Here is a 19,486-nt window from a genome sequence, read left to right as displayed (position 1 = left end):
GGCGGTCTCCTGCCGCTCAGGGCCTCGTTGCAGCGAGCGTCGCATAGACATCGCCCGAGTTGGCGCGTTGGGGCAATGCGGCGAGATGGTCCCGCATCGCCCCGGCGACAATGGGCTCAGCGAAGGCGAGGCGCTGCTCCTCGCCGAGCGACAGGTTGAAGCGGTAGCGGCCGAGATCGGCGAGCCGGTCGAGGCAGCGGCCGGCTACGTCGCGGGCGATGGTGGTGAACTCGAAGGACAGCGCGGGCAGCGGCTGCGACAGCCCGGCAAGGACCGCGTCCTCGAAGCCCTCGACGTCGATCTTGACGAAGGCCGGCAAGCCATGGCGGGCGATCAGCGCATCGAGGCTCGTCATCGGCACCGACAGGGTGCGGTCCCAGCGCTGCTCGCGCCAGCCATCGGCGTCGCGCGCGGCGGCGAGGAACGCGCCGGAGGCGGTGGTGACGGTGGGATTGGCGCTGTTGACGTGGAGTTCGACGGTCCCCTCCGCTGCGCCGACGGCGGCTTCGACGAGGGTCACGTCCCGGTCGCGGCCATGGACGAGACGCAGGAGGCGCATCGGCCCCGGCTGCGGCTCGACCGCGACGACACGCGCACCGATGCGGCGGAAGGACGAGGTCCGGTCGCCGACATGGGCGCCTATGTCGAAGGCAAGGTCCCCGGGGGCGAGGAAGCGGCGATGGAGCGCATCCATGGCGCGATGGCGGGCGCGGTTGCCGTGATAGAGGACGAGGGAGCGGACGAGCCCGCGCCATTCGGTCAAGGTGGCGCCGAGCCTGCTCATGCGGCGACGGCCACCGGCTGCGGCGCCGGGCGTGCGAGGGCCGCGATCTCGGCAGGCTCGTCGAATTCCTCGGGGATGGCGCAGAGCCGATGCCGCGCGAGGAAAGCGCCGAAGGCCGGCCGTGCGGTGACGACGGCGAAGGGGATGGCGAGAAGATAGCCCGCTGTGAGCGGCAGGCTCCACAGGAGGGCGGCCGGCGAGGCCCAGGCCAGCGCGCCGCAGACGAGGAGGCCGAACAGGGTCTGCGGCCACAGCCCGGCCGCTGCGGTTGCCCAGGAGAGAGCATGGGCATCCCGCTCCTGGCCGTTCCAGCCCACATGTGCCCGCCCGGCGAGGAGGCCGAGCATGAAGAGGCTGGTGCGGAAGGAGGACACCGCCCCCTGCAGGAAGGCGAAGACGATCTCGATGAAGGCCGAAAGGGCAAAGCGCGCCCCGCCGCCGTAGCGGGTGAGCCCGTCACGCGTCAGCGCGATGTCGGCGAGGCCGGCGAGCTTGGGGAAGAGGCAGATGAACAGGAAAAGGCTGTAGAGGCCAGCCGCCAGGGCCGTCGGGAAGGCGCCCGCCGCCTGTGCCTCGCGCACCGCGAAGGGCGACAGCGCGATCATCGCCGTCATGGCCGGCAGGCCAACGAACATCAGGATGGCCCACAGGAGCTGGAAGCGGCTCATGGGGTGCAGGCCCGGCAGGCCGAGAAGCCTGATGTATTGCAGGTTGCCGAGACACCAGCGCAGGTCACGGCGGACGAAATCCACGACCGTGGGCGGGTTTTCCTCCCAAGTGCCGCCCTCGACCGGCAGGACGCGTACCTCGTAGCCGGCGCGGCGCATGAGCGCAGCCTCCACCTGGTCATGTGACAGGATGGGGCCGCCGAGCGGGGGGCGAGCGCGAAGCACCGGCAGATGGCAGTCGTCGCGAAAGGGCGCGATGCGCACGAGTGCGTTGTGACCCCAGAAGGGCCCGCAATCGCCAGCCCACCAGGCGCTTCCCATGGTGTAGGGCCGCATGCCGTGGCGCATGCCGAACTGGAAGATGCGCGCGAAGCCGCTCGCGGCCGGCATGCCCGTGACGAGGCTCTGCAGGATGCCGACACGGGGGTAGGCCTGCATCATGCGCACCATGGAGACGATCGTCTCGCCCGCCATCAGGCTGTCGGCATCGAGCGGCAGCATCAGCTCGTACTCGCCGCCCCAGCGGGCGCAGAAATCGCGCAGGTTGCCGGCCTTGTAGCCCACATTGTCCTCTCGCCGGCGATAGACGGCCCTGGCACCATCCGCGAGCGTGGCGCGGAAGGCCGCGAAGGCCTCCTCCTCGGCGGCGGCGATCTCGGGACGGGAGGTATCGCTCAGGACGAAATAGGCGAAGTGGTGCCCGTGACCGGTGCGGGCGATGCTCTCGGCGACAGCCGAGAGGCGCGAGAAGGCGCGCGCCGGATCCTCGTTGCGCAACGTCATAAGCACGGCGGTACGCAGGAATACGGCCTCGCCCGAGTTGCCGGCGCTGGCGAAGGGCGCGACCTCGGCAAGTCCCTCGCGTCGGCCGTGCAGCAGCCACAGGCCGATGATGGCATTCCAGAAGCCGAGCACGGTCCAGGGCGTGACGAGCAGAAAGCAGGTGAGGAGGAGGCCGTCGAGAAGGCTCCATCCGCCGGCGGAGAGGATCCATGCCATGGCCGCGGCGAGAGCGCCGCATGTGGCGAGGTTCAGCGCACCGACCACGGTCCGTCGCCGCCGCAGCGTCGTGGTGGACTGCATTCCGCTCGGTGTCGTAGATGAGGAGGGTGCCCCCTCGATGAGGGTGAGGGTCACAGGATCGAGCCGTTCCGTCATCTGGCACCGTCCGCTGTCGCGCCGCGGCGATATAGAGCAAAACGAAGAGAAGTGCGATGGGCATTAACGCAAGGAACCGCGAGGGTTCCGGCATTTTCGCACTGTGGTACGTGGAGCCGCGCCGCACCGAACTGCGTCCCGTCGCGCCGATCGAGCCCGGGCCCGGAGACGTCATGGTCCGCACCCTGTTCAGCGGCATCAGCCGCGGCACGGAGCGCCTCGTCTTCAACGGCCTGTGCCGCCGGAGCCATCGCCGGCGCATGTGCGCGCCGATGCAGGAGGGGACCTTTCCGTTCCCGGTGAAATACGGCTATTGCGCCGTCGGCCTGGTGGAGGCCGGGCCGGCAAATCTCGTCGGCCGCACGGTCTTTGTGCTGCACCCGCACCAGCAGATGTTCGCCGCGCCGGCCGCCGCCGTCGCCGCGGTGCCGGAAGCCGTGCCCGCCCGCCGCGCCGTGCTCGCCGCCAATATGGAGACGGCGCTCAACGCCGTCTGGGACGCCGGGGCGGGACCGGGGGACAGGATTGCGGTGGTGGGGGCCGGCGTCGTCGGCCTCCTGGTCACGTTCCTGTGTGCCGGCCTGCCCGGCGCGGAGGTGACCGTCGTCGATACCGACCCGTCGCGCGCGGCGGTGGTGCGGCGTTTCGGCGCCGGTTTCGCCCTGCCGGGCGCGGCCCCGGGGGAGGCGGATGTCGTCATTCACGCCAGCGGCACGGCGGCCGGCCTCGCGACAGCGCTGTCGCTGTGCGGCGACGAGGCCATGCTCGTCGAACTGAGCTGGTACGGCGACGAGGCGGTGCCGGTTCATCTCGGCGGCGAGTTCCACGCCCGCCGCCTCAGGCTCGTGTCCTCGCAGGTCGGGCAGGTCGCGGCCTCGCGCCGCCCGCGCTGGGAGGCGGGGCGGCGCCTCGCCAAGGCGCTCTCGCTGCTCGCCGACGCGCGGCTCGACGACCTGATCACCGGCGAGGTCGCCTTCACCGATCTGCCGGAGGCGCTGCCCGCGATCCTCGACGGGGAGACGGGCGGGCTGATGACTGCGGTGCGCTATCAATGACAGGCCCGATCGAGGGAGGGTGCCATGTATGCCGTCGAGGTTCGTGACCACGTCATGATCGCCCACAGTTTCCGCGGTGATCTGTTCGGGCCGGCGCAGGCCCTGCACGGGGCGACCTTCATCGTCGATGTGGCTTTTTTCCGGAAGGAACTGACGGCCGAGGGGGTGGTCGTCGACATCGGCCGCGCCCACGAGGCGCTGAAGGCGGTGCTCTCGCCGCTCAACTACCGCAATCTCGACGACCTGCCGCAGTTTGCCGGCTGCAATACAACGACGGAATTCCTGAGCCGTCACATCTTCGATGCGATGGCAAAGGCGGCTCGCGGCGGCGCGCTCGGGCCGGGCGGGGAGGGCATCGATCACATCCGCGTGACGCTGCACGAGAGCCACGTGGCCCGGGCGTGGTTCGAGGGGCCGGTGGCCCGTGCCTGACGTCGTCTTCGCCATTCCGGGCGACCTCGCCAGCCCGACGGGCGGCTACGCCTATGCGCGACGGATGCTCAACGACCTGCCGGCGCAGGGCATCGACATCGCCCATTTGACGCTGGCGGCGGGCTTTCCTTTTCCGACCGATGCCGAGCTTGCGGCAACCGCGGCGGCCTTCGCGGATACACCGCGCGACGCCGTGCTCCTCATCGACGGGCTCGTCTGCGGCGCCCTGCCGGCCTCCCTGCTGCGCGGCTGCGGCAGGCGATGCGCGGCGCTGGTGCACCATCCGCTCGGCCATGAGACCGGCCTTTCCGACGCGGCGCGGCGGCAGCTCCTCGCCAGCGAGCGTGCGGCGCTTGCGGCGGTCGATGCCGTCGTCGCGACGAGCGCGCCGACGGGCCGGGTGCTCGCGTGCGAATTCTGTGTTGCCGCCGATCGGCTGACGATCGCGGAACCGGGCACCGATCCGGCGCCTCGTGCGCCCGCCGATGGCGAGCCACCGCATCTCATCGCCGTCGGTGCCGTCTCGCCGCGCAAGGGCTATGACGTTCTTGTCGCGGCACTCGCACGCCTTTCCACGCTGCCGTGGCGCGCCACCATCGTCGGCAGCCTCGACCGTGCGCCGGAGGAGGCGGCGCGGCTGCGGGCGCTGATCGCCGGGGCGGGGCTTGCCGGTCGCGTCGCGCTGGCCGGCGCCTGCGACGACGCGGCGCTGGAGCGCGCCTACGCGTCGGCCGACCTCTTCGTCATGGCCTCGCATTACGAGGGCTACGGCATGGTCCTGACCGAAGCGCTGGCGCGTGGCCTGCCCATCGTGACGACGCGCGTCGGGGCGGCGGACGAGCGCGTGCCCGATGCCGCCGGGCTCAAGGTGCCGCCGGGCGATACGGTTGCCCTTGCCGCAGCGCTCGAGACGGTCCTCGGCGACCGGGAGAGGCGTTCGGTCATGGCGGAAGCCGCTTGGCGCGCAGGGCAGGCGCTGCCGCGCTGGGACGATGCCGCGGCCGCGATCGCCGGCGTCATCCGCTCGCTGGCCGGACGGGGGAGGGCGGCGTGAGCGGCTTTTCCGCCGAATGGCTCGCCCTGCGCGAGCCGGCCGACCATGCGGCGCGCAACCGCGATCTCCTGGCTGCGACCGCCGCGGCGGTAGCGGACCGGCAGCCGGTGCATGTCCTCGATCTCGGCTGCGGCACGGGGGCCAACCTCCGGGCGACGGCGCCACAGCTCGGCCCGGAGCAGCACTGGCGGCTCGTCGATCACGATGCCCTTCTGCTCGCGAAGGCGCGGGAGGAGCTGCGCTGCTGGGCCGATGCGACCTTCGCCGAGGACACCGGCGGCCTTGTGCTGTCCGCCGCTGGGCGCCGCATCGGGGTTTCCTTCATCGCGCATGACCTCTCCGGCGGGATCGGGCCGCTCCTCGCGGCGCCGACCGATCTCGTGACGGCGGCCGCCTTGTTCGATCTCGTATCGGCGGCGTGGATCGAGACCTTCGTGCAAGCGGTCGCGGCGGCAAGGCTGCCCTTCTATACGGCGCTGACATACGACGGCCGGGAGTCCTGGGAGCCGCCGCACCCAGCCGACGAGGCGGTGCACGGCGCTTTCCTCGCCCACCAGCAGCGCGACAAGGGCTTCGGTCCGGCGGCCGGGCCGCGTGCAACCGGGCTTCTCGCGGACGGCTTTCGTGGTGCGGGCTATACCGTCAGCGAGGCGGCGAGCCCCTGGCGACTGACCGAGCGCGAACGGGCGCTCGTCGTGATGCTTGCCGACGGCACCGCTGCCGCGGTGGGCGAGACCGGACAGGTGGCGGCGGACCGGCTCGCCGCCTGGCACGCTGCACGTGCTCAGGCATCGCGCTGCCTTGTCGGTCACGCCGATCTCCTCGCCGTGCCGACGTCAGGCGATCAGTAGCGGCGGGCGGGCAGCATCCGCTCCAGCACCCCGTCGCGGCGCACGAAGCCGTGCCAGAGGCCGGCGCCGATATGCAGGGTCGCGAGCGCCGCCAGCGTGAAGGCGGCGAGCTTGTGCAGGCCGAGCAGCGTCTCCGACAGGGCCTCGTCCTTGGGGAGGATCGGTGGCAGCACGAAGAGGCCGAAGACCGTGATCTGCGCCCCGAAGGCCGAAGTCCCGGCCCAGCCGAGCAGCGGTACCAGGAAGATGAGCACGTAGAGCGCCCGGTGCACCGTGAGGGACAGCGCCTGCAGCAGGCGGCCGAGCGAGGGATGGGGCGCCGGCGCTCCGCGCACGAGGCGGACCGAAAGGCGCACGGCCGCCAGGGCGAGCACCGTGACGCCGAAGGAGCGGTGCAGGTCGTAGAGGGCGTTCTGGGTTGGCCCCGGCGTCGCATTGACCATGGCGATGCCGAGCGGGATCGTGGTCAGGATGGCGAGCGCCATGAGCCAGTGCAGCCACTTAGCCGTGGGGCCGTAGCCCTCGTGCATCGGTCTCGGCGACAAGGCTGGCCTCCCCGTTGCGGCGCCTCATGTCACAGTCGAACAGAATGTCGCCGTCAGCAAGCGGATAGATGTCGGTCGCCGGCCTGAGCGCCTCGCTTAGAGGGCCGATCGGCGCTAGCTCGAGCCCGGCCCGTCCCGAGCCGATGATGATGGGCGCGACGAGGAGATGCAGCCGGTCGATGCAGCCGGCATCGAGGAAGGCCGAGATGGTGCGCGCGCCCCCCTCGATCAGCAGGCGGCGCATCCCGCGGGCTGCCAGAGCCGCGATGATGGCATGCGGATCGAGCCGGCCGCCGGCGAGCGGCAGGACAACCTCCTCGACCCCCGCCGGGCGTGGGACGGAGGCGCCGCTCACTACGAGGCGCCGCGCATTAGGGCTCGTCATGCAGCGGGCGTCCGGCGGCAGGCGCCCGCGCGGGTCGAGCACGACCCGGGCCGGGTTCGATCCGGCAACGCGCCGCACGGTGAGTTGCGGATCGTCCGCGATGACCGTGCCGACACCCACGACGACCGCATCGACGGCCGCTCGCAGGTGATGGAGATGGTCGAGCGCAGCCGCCCGGTTGATGTAACGGGAATCACCGGTGGGCGTGGCGATACGCCCGTCAAGCGACTGTCCGAGCTGTGCGACCACGAGGGTGCTGCCCTGCGGCACATCGGCTATGCGCGCCAGGGCACGATGTGTTAAGCAATCCACCGGCGTGGAACGCCCGTCCATCTCGTCGGGTGTGGTCACAGGGCCCTCTTGCTGCTGCATGGTTTCCCGCCGGGTAGGGCATCGTCATTCGTCGAAGGCATGCCCTGTTCATACATCGGCAACGGGCGTGCCGCCATGGCATGGCCGGCGCCGCAGGAGACATATCAGCCGTCGCGCCACAGGAAGAGCCTTGCCGGACATCGTTTCGATACACATGTGTCGCATGTTTTGCGGTTCGTAGGGACCGGCAGGTTTCACGGCCACAGAACTATGGCCCACGAGAGTTCACCGCCGATGAGTTCAGATTTTATCAAGGATCGCGGCCAGATCAGCGTCGAACGGGCGCTGGCGGAGTTCCGTGCAGGCCGCCCCGTCCGCATTACCGGACGCGGGGTCTCCGTGCTGGCCGTGGGGATCGAGGGCCTCGACGAGGAACTCGCGGCGGCGCTGGAGCGCAAGGCGGCCGATCGGGCCCGGCTCGTGCTGCCGACGGCGCGGCTGCGGCGTCTCGGGGCGGAACGGGCGAGCGCCGGCATCATCGCCCTACCGGAGATCGACCTGCGCCGGGTCATGCACCTGTCGCTCGCCAGCGATGCGCGGCTCGACGCGCCCGTCGGCTGCCTGCAGCCGCTCGACGAGGCGGCGCTCGAGCTGGCGCGCCTGTCGCTCGTCCTGCCGGCGGTCGTCACCGTGTCGGTCTCGCCGCAAGACCCGGCGCTAGCCGATGTGGTGGCCGTCTCTGAAGACGACATCGCCGCCTTTCGCCTGAGCCAGGTGCGCTCGCTGCGCATCGTCGGGCGCGCGCCGGTGCCGCTCGAGGGGGCCAGCGAGACGGAGTTCGTCGTCTTCCGCGGCGGCGAGGGGCTGCGCGACCAGGTGGCCATCGTCGTCGGCCGGCCGGACCTCGTGCAGACGGTGCCGGTGCGCCTGCACTCGGCCTGCCTCACTGGCGACCTCTTCGGCAGCCTCAAATGCGACTGCGGCGACCAGTTGCGCAACACCGTGCAGTGGATGGCGGAGAACGGCGGCGGCATCCTGCTCTATCTCGACCAGGAAGGGCGCGGCAACGGCATCGCCAACAAGATGCGCGCCTACAAGCTGCAGGCGCAGGGCTTCGACACCTATGACGCGGACGAGATCCTCGGCTTCGGGCTCGACCAGCGCCGGTTCGACTTTGCCGCCGAGATGCTGCGCCAGCTCGGTGTCGCCAGCGTCAGCATCATGACCAACAACCCGGAGAAGATCGCGGCGCTGAAGGCGGCGGGGCTTGCCGTCGTCGACGAGCAGCGCGTCATTGGCCGGCCGACCAGCGAGAACATCCGCTATCTCGCGGCCAAGCGCGAGCGTGCTGGCCACTTCATCGACATCGATGCGCTGTCGGCGCATCTGCCGCCGCGCGACTGATCGGGAAGGGCACTTCGCCGGGAGCAACGGGGCCGACGGCCCACGGCCTGCCAGTGTTCTTGGTTCCGGGCAGGACGGCCGCCGTCTGGCGTCGACGCGCTCTTGTCCATGGCCTATAGCAGGGGCGTTGCGACGATTCCGAGAGGCCGCCGATGAAGACGCTGTTCGCCCTGCCGCCGACGCCCGTCATTCCCGTGGTCGGCCGCGAGGCCGGCTTCCCGGTGCGCCGCGTGTTCTGTGTCGGGCGCAACTACGCCGAGCACGCGCGCGAGATGGGGCGGGATCCGGACCGCGAGCCGCCTTTCTTCTTCACCAAATGGGCCGAGACGGTGATGCCTGGGGGCGGCGAGATCGCCTATCCGCGGCAGACGAAGAATTACCACTTCGAGCTTGAGATGGTCGTCGCCATCGACGGGGCGGGGCAGGACCTCGACGAGGAAGCGGCGGCAAGGATCGTCTTCGGCTATGCCGTCGGCCTCGACATGACGCGGCGCGATCTGCAGGCGGCGGCGAAGGATCTGGCACGGCCGTGGGACTTCGCCAAGAACGTTGAGCAGTCGGCGCCGGTCGGCGCCATCACGCCGGCCGCCGAGACCGGACCGTTCGATCGTGCCGTAATGGAGCTCAAGGTCAATGGCACGACCCGCCAGCGCGGCGATATCGCGGACATGATCTGGCCGGTGGCGCCCATGCTGTCCCTCCTCTCGCGTTTCTACCGGCTGGAGCCTGGTGACCTCGTCATGACGGGGACGCCGGCCGGCGTCGGGGCGGTGGTGCCGGGGGACGTCATCGAGGCGACCATTGCTGGCCTCACGCCGCTGGCAGTGACGATCACCCAGCCGTCTTCGCCCGACGGAGCCTGAGAGCGATCGGCGAAGGCTGCGCCAGGCACCTGCGCCCATTGCCTCGTGACGGCGGGAGTGCTCCTTTAGGGAACCGGCCGGTGCCTTGCACATGCGGTGTTGGTCAGTTGCACTGACCTATCCCCTTGCAAAAGCGCGGGCCGCGAGTAGTCTCGTGGCAGCTCATAAGGCCGCATAATAAAAGGGGGGAATGCCGTGGGCTATTTTGTGGACCAGCTCATCAACGGGCTGACCCTCGGCTCTGTCTATGGCCTCATCGCCATCGGCTACACGATGGTCTACGGCATCATCGGCATGATCAACTTCGCCCATGGCGAGGTGTTCATGATCGGCGCTTTCATTTCCCTCATTGTGCTGCTCCTGCTGGCCCAACTCGGGGTCGCGGCGGTGCCCCTGGCCATCCTCGTGACGCTCGTGCTCACGGCGGTCTTCACGGCCTTGTGGGGCTTCGTCGTCGAGCGAATCGCCTACCGGCCGTTGCGGGGCTCCTTCCGCCTCGCACCGCTGATCTCGGCCATCGGCATGTCGATCTTCCTGCAGAATCTCGTCCAATTGCTGCAGGGCGCACGGGTGAAGCCGCTGCCTCCGGTGCTGACGGGGCGCATTCCGCTCGGCTCGATCGGCGACCATCAGCTGTCAGTGGCCGTGGTGCAGGTGGTCATCGTGGTCGTCACCGTGGTGCTGATGGCCGGCTTCAGCCTCGTCGTCTCGCGCACGGCGCTCGGCCGCGCGCAGCGCGCCTGCGAGCAGGACCGGCGCATGGCCGAACTGGTCGGCGTCAATGTCGACCGCACCATCTCGCTGACCTTCGTCTTCGGAGCCGCGCTCGCCGCCGTCGCCGGGCTGCTCTATACGATCTACTACGGCTCCATCGACTTCTTCATCGGCTTTTTCGCCGGGCTCAAGGCCTTCACTGCCGCCGTCCTCGGCGGCATCGGCTCGCTGCCCGGCGCCATGCTCGGCGGGCTGCTCATCGGCCTCATCGAGGCGCTGTGGTCGGCCTATTCCGACATCCAGTACAAGGACGTGGCGGTGTTCGCCATCCTCGTCCTCATCCTCCTCTTCCGGCCGACGGGACTGCTCGGCCGGCAGGAGGTGGAGAAGGTGTGAGCGCGAGACCTATCGCACCGCCGGTACTGCCGGACGGGGCGGATAAGGGAGGAAAGACCATGAATGCGATGACGAAACTGATGCTGTCCGCCTGTGCCGCCGCGCTTCTGGCGGCGGCGCCCGCACGGGCGGATGTGACCTTCGCCCTCGGCATCCCCGCCACCGGCGGGCAGATCGCCGCCATCGGCGCCCAGGCGCGGCTCGGCGCCGAAGCCGCGGTAAAGGCCATCAACGACAAGGGCGGCATCAAGGGCGAGAAGCTCGTGCTCGAGATCGCTGACGACCAGTGTGACCCCAAGAGCGCGGTGAGCGCCGCCAACCAGGTGGTGTCGAAGGGCATCCGCTTCGTCGTCGGCCACCTGTGCTCCGGCGCTTCGATCGCGGCCTCCGGCGTCTATGACGAGGAAGGCATCTTGATGATGACCGCCTCGGCCACCTCGCCGGAGCTGACCGAGCGCGGCATGAAGCTCGTCTTCCGGGCCTGCGGGCGTGACGACCAGCAGGGCGTCGTCGCAGCCAAGTTCATCGCCGACAAGTTCAAGGGCAAGAAAGTCGCCATCGTCCACGACAAGCAGGTCTATGGCCAGGGCCTGGCCGAGGCGGCCAAGAAGACCCTCGCCGACGCGGGCGTGACGCCGGCCTATGAGGGCTCCGTCAATGCCGGCGAGCGTGATTTTTCGGCGCTCGTCGCTCGCCTCAAGCAGGAGGGCATCGATATCGTCTATTACGGCGGCTATCATACCGAACTCGGCCTCATCGTGCGCCAGGCGCGCCAAGCCGGCCTCGAGACGCGCTTCGTCGGCGCGGACGGCCTCGCCACCAACGAGTTCTGGTCCATTGCCGGCGAGGGCGGGGCGGGCACGCTCTTCACCTTCAGCGCCGACGTGAAGGCGAAGCCTTCGGCCCAGAGCGTCTACGAGGAACTGAAAAAGAAGGGCGAGCCGGACAACTTTGCCTTCTACTACTATGCGGCGGTGCAGACGCTGGCCGACGCCGTCGCACGGGCCGGCAAGGAGCCTGAGGCGGTGGCCGCAGACCTGCGCGCCAATGGCTTCGAGACGGTGGTCGGCACCTTCCGCTTCGACGCCAAGGGCGATCTCATCGACCCCGAATATGTCATCTTCGAGTGGCGCGACGGCGCCTATGCGCCGACGAAGCTCTGATCCTTTGCCGGAGCGGGCCGGCGGCCCGCTCCATTTTTCCGTCATCTGCCGCCTTCCCAAATCCGTCGGCATCGAGAGCCCGCGATGCAAGCCTCCTCCGCTTCCCCGGTCACCGACAGGCTGCGCGCAGCGCTGCGCGAGGCGGCGATCGCCGGCATCATCATGATCGGCATCGCGCTCCCGCTTGTCGGCTTTCGCCTGCAGGAGACGCCGGGGCAGGGACTCGGCATCGCCTACCGTTTCGATCAGGTGGTGATCGCCGGGGTCGTCGTGGCGATCGGCCGCTTCCTGGTCGCGCTCTTCCGGCCCGAGCTTCAGCAATTGCGCGGGCGCCTCGCCCAGGGGGGCGCGCGCACGGTGCGTGGCGGGCGCGTGTCGCAGACGGCCATCGGGATCGCGGCCTGCCTGCTGGCCTTCGCGCTCCCCTTCCTGCCAATCGCCGACCGCTACATCGTCGATACAGCGACGACGGTGCTCATCTATACGATGCTCGGCCTAGGGCTGAACATCGTCGTCGGCCTCGCCGGGCTGCTCGATCTCGGCTATGTCGCCTTTTACGCCATCGGTGCCTATTCCTTCGCTCTCCTTGCAACGCATTACGATTTCTCGTTCTGGATGTGCCTGCCGATTGCCGGCGTCATGGCGGCGTTTCTCGGCATCATCCTCGGCTTTCCGGTGCTGCGCCTACGCGGCGACTATCTCGCCATCGTGACGCTCGGCTTCGGCGAGATCATCCGCATCATCCTCATCAATTGGGGCGCCCTGACCGGCGGGCCGAACGGCATCACCAACATTCCGCGGCCGAGCTTCTTCGGCGCGCCCTTCACCCGTACGGCGGCGGAGGGCGAGGTGCCCTTCCACGAGCTGTTCGGCCTCTCCTTCTCCTCCATGCACCGGGTCCTGTTCCTCTACTATCTCATCCTGGTGCTGGTGGTGCTGACGGCGGTGATCGCGGCGCGCCTGCGGCGCCTGCCCATCGGCCGCGCCTGGGAGGCGCTGCGCGAGGATGAGGTGGCCTGCCGGGCGCTCGGGGTGAACGCGACGCGCGTCAAGCTCTCCGCCTTCGCCATCGGGGCGATGTTCGGCGGCTTCGCGGGCACGTTCTTCGCCACGCGCCAGGGATTCATCAGCCCGGAGAGCTTCACCTTCATCGAATCCGCCCTCGTGCTCGCCATCGTCGTCCTCGGCGGCATGGGCAGCCAACTCGGAGTCGCGTTGGCCGCCATCATCGTCGTCGCGCTGCCGGAGATGACGCGCGAATTCGCCGAACTGCGCATGCTGCTCTTCGGCGCGGCCATGGTGCTCGTCATGGTGTGGCGCCCGCGCGGCCTCATCGGCACGCGCCGGCCGAGCGTGACGCTCGCGCGCTTCACGAGTTGAGCGAGTGCCATTCATCAATTGTCGTGATGTTGTGAAGTGCCGAGCTGCCGGGCATGTCATAAAATTGCTGTAACAAGAGCGTGCCGGCAGCGATGAAGTCGGGCCGGGCGGCTTCCAAGTACGATCATTGCTCGATCGCGATTTTCCGTAAATTATTGAGATATAACGGCTTTATTTCTTCTTTTTGTGTTCTTCCGCGCCGTCGCGCGCTATTATTCCGACCAATCGGGAGGAAAATATCGTGCTGATGACATCGACTGCATTCCGCGATCACGAAGAAGTCGCGTTTTTCCGCGACCCGCACAGCGGGCTCAAGGCGATCATAGCAGTGCATTCGACGGCGCTCGGGCCGGCGTGCGGCGGTGTGCGCTTCCATGCCTATGGCAACGAGCAGGAGGCGATCGACGACGTCCTGCGCCTCAGCGCCGCCATGAGTCTCAAGAGCGCGCTCGCCGGCCTGCCGCTGGGCGGCGGCAAGTCCGTCATCATCGGTGATCCGGGAAAAGACAAGACGCCGGCGCTGCTCGCCGCCTTCGGGCGTGCGGTGGAGTGCCTCGGCGGGCGCTACATCGCCGCCGAGGACGTGGGCATGAGCCCGTCGGACATTGCCATTGTCGGCGGCGAGACGCGCCATGTGGCGGGGCTCGACCAGGGGCCGAGCGCAAGCGGCGATCCCTCGCCGGTCACGGCGCGCGGGGTGTGGCGTGGCATCGAGGTGGCGGTGCGCCACCGTCTCGGCCGCAACACGCTCGAGGGGATGACGGTCGGCGTGCTCGGCCTCGGCCATGTCGGCGGTGCTCTGGCCGGCCTCTTGAGCGATGCCGGCGCTAGGCTCGTCGTGGCGGATATCGCCGAGGAGCGGTGCCGGACCGTTGCGGACCGGTGCGGGGCGCGCATCGTCGATGTCGATGTGCTCGTCGGCGAGCGGCTCGATGTCTTTGCCCCTTGCGCGCTCGGCGGCATCCTCAATGCCGAGACCGTCGGGCAGCTCGAGGCGCCGGTGGTCGCGGGTGCGGCGAACAATCAACTGGCCGATGAGACGATTGCTGATGCGCTCCACGCACGTGGCATCCTCTATGCACCGGATTTTGCCATCAATGCCGGCGGCATCGTCAATGTAGCCGCCGAGATCGCCGGCAATTACGACCGGGCCGCGGTGATGCGTCGGGTGGACCGGATTGGTGACACGCTCGACGAGATCTTCTTGCGCGCGGCGCGGGAAGGACGCTCCCCGCATTTCGTCGCCGTCGATCTCGCGCAGGAGCGTCTTGACGCGGCACGCGCGGCACGGCAGCAAACGCTGTGAGGATCATTCCGGAACCGGGAGGGGAGAGAATGCACAAGAGAACCGTTGTCGGCACACTGGCCGGCTTGCTGCTGGGCGCCGGTCTGGCCCAGGCCCAGACGCCGAAGGTAGCCATCACGGCGATCGTCGACCATCCCGCGCTCGAGGCGGTGCGCGATGGCGTGAAGGAAGGCCTCGCCAAGGCTGGCTATGCCGAGGGCAAGGACGTCACCTTCGTCTATGAGAGCGCTCAGGGCCAAGCGCCGACCGCGGTGCAGATCGCGCGTCAGTTCGTGGGTGACAAGGCGTCCGTCATCGTTGCCATCTCGACCCCCTCGGCTCAGGCGGTGGCGTCGGCGACGAAGTCGATCCCGGTGATCTTCAGCGCCGTCACCGACCCGGTGGGCGCCCAACTCGTGAAATCCACCGAGAAGCCGGGCGGCAACGTCACCGGCGTATCGGACATGGCCCCCTTCGCCGACCAACTCGCCCTCGTCAAGGAGATCACGCCGAACGTGAAGACGATCGGTGTGCTGTTCAACCCGGGCGAAGCCAATTCCGTCACCTCGCTCGCCATGATCAAGGCTGCCGCCGAGAAGCTCGACCTTGCCGTCGTCGAGGGGCCGGCGACCAAGTCGGCCGAGGTGCAGGCAGCGGCGCGTGGGCTCATCGGCAAGGCCGACGCCCTCTTCGTGCCGACCGACAACACCATCGTCTCGGCCTTCGAGGCGGCGGTGGGCGCGGCCCAGCAGGGCAAGATCCCTGTCTATGCCGCCGATACCGACAGCGTGGCCCGCGGGGCGCTCGCCTCCGTCGGCTTCAACTACAAGCAGATCGGTCTCGAGACAGCAGAACTCGTCGCGAAGGTGCTGAAGGGCGCGAATCCGGGCGATCTGCCGGTGGTCTTCGCCCAGGGCACTGACCTCCACCTCAACAAGGGGATGGCCGCCAAGCTCGGCATCACGCTGCCGGAGGCGCTCGTCGCCAAGGCCGCCAAGGTCGTCGACTGACGAAGCGGAGCATCAGCCAAATTCAACGGGGGCGCATGCCGCGGCTGTGGCGTGCGCCCCGATTTGCGAGAAAGCGTTGCGGGGCGACGCCCGGCACGCCACAGTCAGGAGCCCTGCGGGGGCGAGAGGCCGGGGACGGTCCCGGCGCACCGGCGCAGGTTGAACAGGTCGTCGCATGAGTCAAATCGCCCTCGTGGGTGCCGTCGAGCTGGGGCTCGTCTATGCGCTCGTCGCCCTCGGCGTCTATCTTTCCTTCCGGGTCCTCGATTTTCCCGATCTGACGGTCGACGGCTCGTTCCCGCTTGGCGCTGCCGTGGCCGCGACGATGATCGTGTCTGGCTTCGATCCCTGGCTCGCGACCTTCGTCGCTATCGTCGCCGGCGCGCTCGCAGGTTTTGCCACGGCCTTCGTCAGCGTGCGCTTCGGCGTGCTGCACCTGCTCGCGTCGATCCTCACCATGATCGCGCTGTTCTCGGTGAATCTGCGTATCATGGGGCGGCCGAACGTGGCGCTCCTGACGCAGGAGACGGTGCTGACGCCCTTCGTCGGCCTTGGGCTCGACGACCTGTGGGTGCGCCCGCTATTCCTCGCCGTGATCGTTCTCGTTGCGCTCATCGGCCTTGCTTGGTTCCTGCGCAGTGAAACAGGGCTTGCCATGCGCGCCACCGGCGCCAATCCGCGCATGGCGCGCGCCCAGGGGGTGCGCGTCGGTGCACAGGTCATCGCCGGCGTCATGCTGTCGAACGCGCTCGTCAGTCTCGCCGGGGCGCTCTTTGCACAGACAAACGGCTTCGCCGATGTCACGTCCGGCGTCGGCACCATTGTCGTCGGCCTTGCCGCGGTCATCGTGGGCGAAACGGTGATGCCGTCGCGGCGCCTTTGGGTGGCGCTCGTCTCCTGCATCGTCGGCGCGGTCATCTATCGCCTTGCGGTACAGCTTGCGCTCAGCGCCGATTTCCTCGGCCTGCAGGCCTCCGACCTCAATCTCGCGACCGCCCTCCTGGTGCTCGTCGCGCTGGTGCTGCCGAAGCTGCGCGGGCGCGCGCTTGGCCGGACCCTTGGTCGGAGGGCCGGGGCATGATCGCCGTCGAGAATCTCTCCGTCGTCTTCAATGCTGGCACGCCGCTGGAGCGGCGGGCCCTGCGGGGCGTGTCACTGGCCCTTGCCAATGGCGAATTCGTCTGTGTCATCGGCTCGAACGGCGCTGGCAAGTCGACGCTGCTTGGCGCCATTGCCGGCGACGTGTCGGCCGCGGCGGGCCGCATCCTCGTTGCCGGCCGGGACGTGACGCGCCAGCCGGCGGAGGCGCGGGCGCAGCATGTCGCCCGCGTGTTTCAGGATCCGCTCGCCGGCAGCTGCGGCAATCTCTCGATCGCCGAGAACCTTGCGCTCGCCGCGGGCCGCGGCAGCCGGCGCGGCTTCGGCAATGCCCTGCGCCGCGAGCGTGCCGAGATGCTCGTCACGCGCATCAGGGAACTGGCGCTCGGCCTCGAGGACAGGCTTGACCAGCCGATGGGCTCGCTCTCGGGCGGGCAGCGGCAGGCATTGTCGCTCGTCATGGCGACGCTCGCCCCCTCGAGTGTCCTGCTGCTCGACGAGCACACAGCCGCGCTCGACCCGCGCAACGCCGATTTTGTGCTCGACCTCACGCGCATGCTTGCGGAGCGGTTCGCGCTCACCGTGCTCATGGTGACCCATTCCATGCGCCAGGCGCTCGACCTTGGCACGCGCACCATCATGCTGCACGAAGGTCAGATCCTGCTCGACGTCTCCGGCGAGCATCGCAGCAAGCTGTCGGTGGAGGATCTCATCGACGCCTTCCGCAAGGCACGCGGCGAAGAACTGGCTGAGGACCGGCTGCTGACGAGCTGAGAACGATACGCGAGCGGTCCTGATCCCTCCCCTTCAGGGGAGGGTGGATCGGTCCGAAGGACCGAGACGGGTGGGGCCGAGGCCGGGATCGACGCCTTGATGTTGAACGCGTAGCCCCCTCCGTCGCTGCTTCGCAGCGCCACCTCCCCCATGTGGGGGAGGATCGACGCCGCTTGAGCGGCGCATCACCGCTGCGGCGAGACAAGCCGGTCGCAAAATGCTAGCCAGCAGCGATTCATTCGTGCTCAAACGGAGGCGTCATGAGACTGAACGGCAAGACGGCGCTGGTAACGGGCGCCGCATCGGGCTTCGGCAAGGGCATTGCGGCCACCTTCGCGCGTGAGGGCGCGCGCGTCGCCGTGCTCGACCTCGATCTGGCGTCGGCCGAAGCGACTGCGGCCGAGATCGGTGGCGGCGCCATCGGCGTCGCGGCCGACGTGTCGCGGTGGGATCAGGTCGAGGCCGCGGCAAGGACGGTTCTCGCCGCCTTCGGCCGGCTCGACATTCTCGTCAACAATGCCGGCGTCAGCCACCGCAACCAGCCGATGCTCGATGTGAGCGAGGCGGAGTTCGACAAGGTCTTCGCCGTTAACGTCAAGTCCATCTATCTGATGGCGAAGGCCTTCGTGCCGCAATTCCGGGCGCAGGGCGGCGGCGTCATCCTCAATATCGGCTCGACGGCGGGCATCCGGCCGCGGCCCGGCCTTGCGTGGTACAACGCCTCCAAGGGCGCCGTGAATCTCCTGTCGAAGTCGATGGCCGTCGAACTCGCGCCCGAGGGCATACGTGTCAATGCGCTCGCACCCGTCGCCGGCGAGACGCCGCTGCTCGCCACCTTCATGGGCGAGGACACGCCTGAGAAGCGGGCCGCCTTTCGTGCCTCGATCCCGCTCGGCCGGCTGTCGACGCCGCAGGACATCGCCAATGCGGCGCTGTTCCTGTGCTCGGACGAGGCGTCGATGATCACCGGCTCGGTGCTCGAGGTCGACGGCGGGCGCTGCGTTTGAGGATCAGGCGACCGTGATGGCCGTGGCGCCGGTCGCTTCGGCGAGGCGCCGCGGATCGACGGGGAAGACGGTCGTCGGCGTGCCGGCGGCCGCCCAGACCAGGTCATGGGCGAGAAGATCCGCGTCAATGAAGGTCTGCAGCGTCTCGGCATGGCCAAACGGCGGGATGCCGCCGATGGCATAGCCCGTCAGGGCCCGTACCTTGCCGGCATCCGGCCGGCGCAGCGCCTCGCCGAGAGTTGCGGCCGCCTTTTTCTCGTCGACACGGTTGTTGCCGGCGACGAGGAGAAGGTAGGGCCGACCGGTGTCGGCGCCCTCGAAGACCAGCGACTTGATAATGCGCTCGACGCCCGTGCCGCAGGCCGCCGCAGCTTCTTCCGCCGTGCGCGTCGGCCGGTCATGCACCGCGATGCTGATGGTGAGCCCCAGCCTGCGGGCCGCCTCGGCCACGCGTGCCGAACTCGCCGGCAGTTCCCGCGTCGTCTCGCTCATTCCCGTCGCCTCCTTTGCCCCGTCTCGGCTTTCTGCCGCATTCGCAGCGGCGGGGGGATGATCTACCATGGTCGCCGGGCAGCCCGACGCCGCGCATGGACGAGAGATGAACGACCACCCGCCGTCAAGGCAAGAGGAGAAAAGCGACCTCAGAGAGGCCGTGCGCCGGGCACGTCTTGAGGATGCCGAGCGCTCCGACGTCATTGCGGAGCTGAGAAGCAGGGCGTTGGTACGCCTCGAACTCGTCGCGGCGGCACTGGCGCCGGTTCTTGCAGAACTGCCCGAGGACGTCGATCTCTTCGATCACGGCCTCGTCGCGGGCGAGCAGCCGCGCTTCTATGTCGACGTGCTCGCCTTCGTCGAAGTCGATCGTGACCGGCGCACCTACCGCTTCCTTGTCGATACGCGCCATGGCCGCCAGGTGCTGGCCGCCAGCGAGGATGTCGACACCATCCGGCGGGCGGTGACCGATTATGTGGCGCGGCGCCTCGTCGAACGTGAGAAGGCGCTGGCCGCCGACGGCGAACTTGCGGCAAGGCCCCGGCCGCAGGCGGCCGACGGCCAGGGCGGCAGTCTCCTCTTCGCCTTCGTCATGGGCGCCATCGTAGGGGCGACGCTGTTCTACCTGGCGCTGTGGTGGAAGGTTCTGGGATAGG

The 19,486-nt window shown here is 68.9% G+C and carries 20 protein-coding genes; 15 read left to right on the top strand and 5 right to left on the bottom strand.

The features are described 5' to 3' along the window. Positions 1-16 precede the first annotated feature (16 nt). Together BOQ54_RS13530 and mdoH are read right to left on the bottom strand one after the other, a co-directional pair. Complete coding sequence (locus BOQ54_RS13530; RefSeq protein ID WP_055457594.1) at positions 17-784, bottom strand: FkbM family methyltransferase; 768 nt, start codon at positions 782-784, stop codon at positions 17-19. Next, positions 781-2,610, bottom strand: a complete 1,830-nt coding sequence (gene mdoH / locus BOQ54_RS13525; protein WP_071924090.1) for a glucans biosynthesis glucosyltransferase MdoH — start codon at positions 2,608-2,610, stop codon at positions 781-783. The genes BOQ54_RS13530 and mdoH overlap by 4 nt, the downstream gene beginning before the upstream one ends. Positions 2,611-2,666: 56 nt before the next feature. Here mdoH and BOQ54_RS13520 point away from each other — a divergent pair, with 56 nt between their 5' ends. From BOQ54_RS13520 to BOQ54_RS13505, 4 genes are read left to right on the top strand one after another with little or no spacing between them, the layout of a single operon-like run. Further along, positions 2,667-3,665, top strand: a complete 999-nt coding sequence (locus BOQ54_RS13520) for a zinc-dependent alcohol dehydrogenase (RefSeq protein ID WP_083585979.1) — start codon at positions 2,667-2,669, stop codon at positions 3,663-3,665. 24 nt (positions 3,666-3,689) lie between these two features. Then, a complete protein-coding gene (locus tag BOQ54_RS13515) occupies positions 3,690-4,097 on the top strand; it encodes a 6-pyruvoyl trahydropterin synthase family protein (RefSeq protein ID WP_071924089.1) in 408 nt (135 codons plus the stop codon). Then, complete coding sequence (locus tag BOQ54_RS13510) at positions 4,090-5,151, top strand: glycosyltransferase family 4 protein (RefSeq protein ID WP_071924088.1); 1,062 nt, start codon at positions 4,090-4,092, stop codon at positions 5,149-5,151. Before BOQ54_RS13515 ends, BOQ54_RS13510 begins: the two co-directional genes overlap by 8 nt. After that, a complete protein-coding gene (locus BOQ54_RS13505) occupies positions 5,148-6,002 on the top strand; it encodes a class I SAM-dependent methyltransferase (protein WP_071924087.1) in 855 nt (284 codons plus the stop codon). The genes BOQ54_RS13510 and BOQ54_RS13505 overlap by 4 nt, the downstream gene beginning before the upstream one ends. Here BOQ54_RS13505 and BOQ54_RS13500 read toward each other — a convergent pair. Together BOQ54_RS13500 and BOQ54_RS13495 are read right to left on the bottom strand one after the other, a co-directional pair. Next, the gene (locus BOQ54_RS13500) at positions 5,996-6,547 is read right to left on the bottom strand and encodes a cytochrome b (protein WP_245316214.1); all 552 of its coding nucleotides are present in this window, start codon (positions 6,545-6,547) and stop codon (positions 5,996-5,998) included. The two genes, BOQ54_RS13505 and BOQ54_RS13500, sit on opposite strands and share 7 nt — an antisense overlap. Beyond that, complete coding sequence (locus tag BOQ54_RS13495; RefSeq protein ID WP_096335303.1) at positions 6,504-7,244, bottom strand: RibD family protein; 741 nt, start codon at positions 7,242-7,244, stop codon at positions 6,504-6,506. The genes BOQ54_RS13500 and BOQ54_RS13495 overlap by 44 nt, the downstream gene beginning before the upstream one ends. Before the next feature lie 294 nt (positions 7,245-7,538). Here BOQ54_RS13495 and ribA point away from each other — a divergent pair, with 294 nt between their 5' ends. The 10 genes from ribA (at position 7,539) to BOQ54_RS13445 (ending at position 18,338) form a co-directional block, all read left to right on the top strand. After that, a complete protein-coding gene (gene ribA, locus BOQ54_RS13490) occupies positions 7,539-8,648 on the top strand; it encodes a GTP cyclohydrolase II RibA (RefSeq protein ID WP_071924085.1) in 1,110 nt (369 codons plus the stop codon). A gap of 152 nt (positions 8,649-8,800) precedes the next feature. Continuing rightward, the gene (locus tag BOQ54_RS13485; RefSeq protein ID WP_071924084.1) at positions 8,801-9,511 is read left to right on the top strand and encodes a fumarylacetoacetate hydrolase family protein; all 711 of its coding nucleotides are present in this window, start codon (positions 8,801-8,803) and stop codon (positions 9,509-9,511) included. 195 nt (positions 9,512-9,706) lie between these two features. Continuing rightward, entirely contained in the window at positions 9,707-10,621 is a 915-nt protein-coding gene (locus BOQ54_RS13480) for an ABC transporter permease subunit (RefSeq protein WP_055457585.1), read from the top strand. Between the two features lie 59 nt (positions 10,622-10,680). After that, positions 10,681-11,784, top strand: a complete 1,104-nt coding sequence (locus BOQ54_RS13475) for an ABC transporter substrate-binding protein (RefSeq protein WP_055457584.1) — start codon at positions 10,681-10,683, stop codon at positions 11,782-11,784. A gap of 84 nt (positions 11,785-11,868) precedes the next feature. Next, entirely contained in the window at positions 11,869-13,164 is a 1,296-nt protein-coding gene (livM, locus tag BOQ54_RS13470) for a high-affinity branched-chain amino acid ABC transporter permease LivM (RefSeq protein WP_055457583.1), read from the top strand. A 247-nt stretch (positions 13,165-13,411) separates the two neighbouring features. Continuing rightward, positions 13,412-14,470: a Glu/Leu/Phe/Val family dehydrogenase gene (locus tag BOQ54_RS13465; protein ID WP_071924083.1), complete on the top strand. Its 1,059-nt coding sequence runs from the start codon at positions 13,412-13,414 to the stop codon at positions 14,468-14,470. A 29-nt stretch (positions 14,471-14,499) separates the two neighbouring features. Then, on the top strand, positions 14,500-15,459 hold the full coding sequence (locus BOQ54_RS13460; protein ID WP_055457581.1) for an ABC transporter substrate-binding protein: 960 nt from the start codon (positions 14,500-14,502) through the stop codon (positions 15,457-15,459). A gap of 175 nt (positions 15,460-15,634) precedes the next feature. After that, positions 15,635-16,540: an ABC transporter permease gene (locus BOQ54_RS13455; protein WP_055457580.1), complete on the top strand. Its 906-nt coding sequence runs from the start codon at positions 15,635-15,637 to the stop codon at positions 16,538-16,540. Further along, positions 16,537-17,331, top strand: a complete 795-nt coding sequence (locus tag BOQ54_RS13450) for an ABC transporter ATP-binding protein (protein WP_063189982.1) — start codon at positions 16,537-16,539, stop codon at positions 17,329-17,331. Before BOQ54_RS13455 ends, BOQ54_RS13450 begins: the two co-directional genes overlap by 4 nt. A gap of 260 nt (positions 17,332-17,591) precedes the next feature. Further along, complete coding sequence (locus BOQ54_RS13445) at positions 17,592-18,338, top strand: SDR family oxidoreductase (protein WP_055457578.1); 747 nt, start codon at positions 17,592-17,594, stop codon at positions 18,336-18,338. 3 nt (positions 18,339-18,341) lie between these two features. Here BOQ54_RS13445 and BOQ54_RS13440 read toward each other — a convergent pair whose 3' ends face one another. Next, a complete protein-coding gene (locus tag BOQ54_RS13440; RefSeq protein WP_055457577.1) occupies positions 18,342-18,830 on the bottom strand; it encodes a YbaK/EbsC family protein in 489 nt (162 codons plus the stop codon). Between the two features lie 160 nt (positions 18,831-18,990). Between BOQ54_RS13440 and BOQ54_RS13435 the strand changes: the two genes are divergently transcribed. Continuing rightward, the gene (locus tag BOQ54_RS13435; RefSeq protein WP_245282667.1) at positions 18,991-19,485 is read left to right on the top strand and encodes a hypothetical protein; all 495 of its coding nucleotides are present in this window, start codon (positions 18,991-18,993) and stop codon (positions 19,483-19,485) included. The last annotated feature ends 1 nt before the right edge of the window (position 19,486 follow it).

It is taken from the genome of Chelatococcus daeguensis (assembly GCF_001887265.1).
In the GTDB taxonomy this organism is placed as follows: domain Bacteria; phylum Pseudomonadota; class Alphaproteobacteria; order Rhizobiales; family Beijerinckiaceae; genus Chelatococcus_A; species Chelatococcus_A sambhunathii.
This window is presented reverse-complemented; position numbering and strand designations above follow the sequence as displayed.

Coding starts and splice junctions, on each gene's coding strand:
- BOQ54_RS13440 (WP_055457577.1), bottom strand. CDS start 18,830: ATGAGCGAGACGACGCGGGAACTGCCGGCGAGTTCGGCACGCGTGGCC.
- BOQ54_RS13460 (WP_055457581.1), top strand. CDS start 14,500: ATGCACAAGAGAACCGTTGTCGGCACACTGGCCGGCTTGCTGCTGGGC.
- mdoH (WP_071924090.1), bottom strand. CDS start 2,610: ATGACGGAACGGCTCGATCCTGTGACCCTCACCCTCATCGAGGGGGCA.
- livM (WP_055457583.1), top strand. CDS start 11,869: ATGCAAGCCTCCTCCGCTTCCCCGGTCACCGACAGGCTGCGCGCAGCG.
- ribA (WP_071924085.1), top strand. CDS start 7,539: ATGAGTTCAGATTTTATCAAGGATCGCGGCCAGATCAGCGTCGAACGG.
- BOQ54_RS13515 (WP_071924089.1), top strand. CDS start 3,690: ATGTATGCCGTCGAGGTTCGTGACCACGTCATGATCGCCCACAGTTTC.
- BOQ54_RS13485 (WP_071924084.1), top strand. CDS start 8,801: ATGAAGACGCTGTTCGCCCTGCCGCCGACGCCCGTCATTCCCGTGGTC.
- BOQ54_RS13465 (WP_071924083.1), top strand. CDS start 13,412: ATGACATCGACTGCATTCCGCGATCACGAAGAAGTCGCGTTTTTCCGC.
- BOQ54_RS13455 (WP_055457580.1), top strand. CDS start 15,635: ATGAGTCAAATCGCCCTCGTGGGTGCCGTCGAGCTGGGGCTCGTCTAT.
- BOQ54_RS13520 (WP_083585979.1), top strand. CDS start 2,667: ATGGGCATTAACGCAAGGAACCGCGAGGGTTCCGGCATTTTCGCACTG.
- BOQ54_RS13445 (WP_055457578.1), top strand. CDS start 17,592: ATGAGACTGAACGGCAAGACGGCGCTGGTAACGGGCGCCGCATCGGGC.
- BOQ54_RS13530 (WP_055457594.1), bottom strand. CDS start 784: ATGAGCAGGCTCGGCGCCACCTTGACCGAATGGCGCGGGCTCGTCCGC.
- BOQ54_RS13475 (WP_055457584.1), top strand. CDS start 10,681: ATGAATGCGATGACGAAACTGATGCTGTCCGCCTGTGCCGCCGCGCTT.
- BOQ54_RS13450 (WP_063189982.1), top strand. CDS start 16,537: ATGATCGCCGTCGAGAATCTCTCCGTCGTCTTCAATGCTGGCACGCCG.